General features: G+C 58.1%; 1 protein-coding gene and 1 pseudogene. One reads left to right on the forward strand and one right to left on the reverse strand.

What is annotated here, in order from left to right; genetic code table 11:
- Window positions 1-565 precede the first annotated feature (565 nt).
- Window positions 566-760, forward strand: a pseudogene (locus tag GX515_13235) (hypothetical protein).
- 75 nt (window positions 761-835) lie between these two features.
- On the opposite strand, the gene GX515_13240 reads toward GX515_13235, so the two are convergent.
- A complete protein-coding gene (locus GX515_13240; protein HHY33958.1) occupies window positions 836-1,333 on the reverse strand; it encodes a hypothetical protein in 498 nt (165 codons plus the stop codon).
- Window positions 1,334-1,620: the final 287 nt, after the last annotated feature.

Raw genomic sequence — 1,620 nt, forward strand, 5'->3', positions numbered from 1 at the left:
AATATACTTACAATTGCCTCAAGGCTGGTTTTACCGGTACTTGCTGGCATAGAGACCTCGCCTTCTTACAGGGAAGTTCGAGGTCTCTATATTTCTACCCCAAGACCCCGGTCTCCTGCCCCACTACATTTTACACGAACAGCGCGGGGGCTTCCCGTCTCAGCCATGTACGCCATTGCCAAGCAGCTTGACACTTCTGGCGCTCTTGTTCGCTCTAATTGAAGGAATGTTCTACTGTTACGCCGAATCTTGTATAATCGGTAAGCTCTGCGGACGTCGTCTCGTCCTCGGTAGATGCTAACGGCGCTGCCTGAGAGGTGAGCACATGTTCGACCCCGATACGTACAAGCGCCTGGAGGAGCGAGTGACGAAGGCAATTAAGGAAGACGAGGACCTCCTCTCCGTGCTCAGGGAAGAGATCCGCCCCTTGCGAACAGCCATGCACCGCATTTACCCGCGCAGTAGGAATCCGTGGGATGGTCGAGTCCGCGAAAAAGGGGGTAGTTGACGTCTTGCGGATACAGAGCACAGACCTGAGCAAAGAGAGGTACCAGCGGCTATGAGCATGCCCGCAATCGAACTGTTTGAACGGGACCGCATAGTAGGGGTGTTCCGAAGTTTCACCGAAGGCGGGCTCGAGTTTCACGCTGACGTGGTGCTCCCCTATAGAAGCGACTTTCAGTGCTCGCCCATGCACGGTCAGTTCATGATCGTGCAGCTCGAGACGCCCGACGAGGCCGTACTGGGGCGGATAACGTCCTTTTCGGTAGAAAGACGCCTGTGGTCTGGTGCCAGCGAGGACTCGACATCCGTGCGGTCAGAGAAGACCATCCCATTATGAGCACCAACCAACCGTCCCGCCCCGCGCGCCGGGTGCAGTGTTGAGGGTCTCGCAGAATGCCTGCCAGGTCAAGGGCGTATAATGTGCAAGCGCGTTCCTGGCTCTACGCAGGACGTCCACGTCGCAGTAGAGACCCCCGTAATCCAGGGCCCTCCGCGTCTTCAGGAACTGTAGGATCTCCGAGAACTCCGCCACAGGTTCCTGTTGGTTTAGCAAGCTCGCAGAGTCGGAGTATGACGAGCCCCCGGCTTCATTACAGCTAACACCAAAGCTGCCGGACCCCACGCATCCCGAATCCTCGCAGAATGGGACCCAGTCGTGGAACGCAGTCTCGAGGTATCGACAGATCTCTAGCCGCCTTGCGTCGATCAGAGGCAGGAGCAGCCTGGCTTGCCCCATCCACATCCGGTGCCTGAGGGTTACGGTGTTATTCAAGGCAGCAAGAGCCGCAGAATGAATAAAGAGGCCCTCATCAGGCTGCCAGTCGATCACACCGGCCTGCCACAGCGGCAGAAGACTTGCAGGGGGCGCTGCCGGCCGTTCACGCCGGGTAGCTCCCGGTCCGGAGACAGAGGTAAGCCAGAACTTAGGATCAGAACACACGGGTCGAAAGCTTGAAACAGCAGGAGAGCCAGAAGCAAACGCCGACCCGGGCTGAATCCACGGCGTACACGCAAGCGCGTCATCACCGCCAAGTGCGCGTGCCTGCTCCCACAGCCACTCTTGCGTCCAACCCCGTCGTTCAGCGAATCGGACCATGGTCCGTATCACGTCGCTTG

It is taken from the genome of Bacillota bacterium, from assembly GCA_012842395.1.
In the GTDB taxonomy this organism is placed as follows: Bacteria; Bacillota; SHA-98; order UBA4971; family UBA4971; genus UBA6256.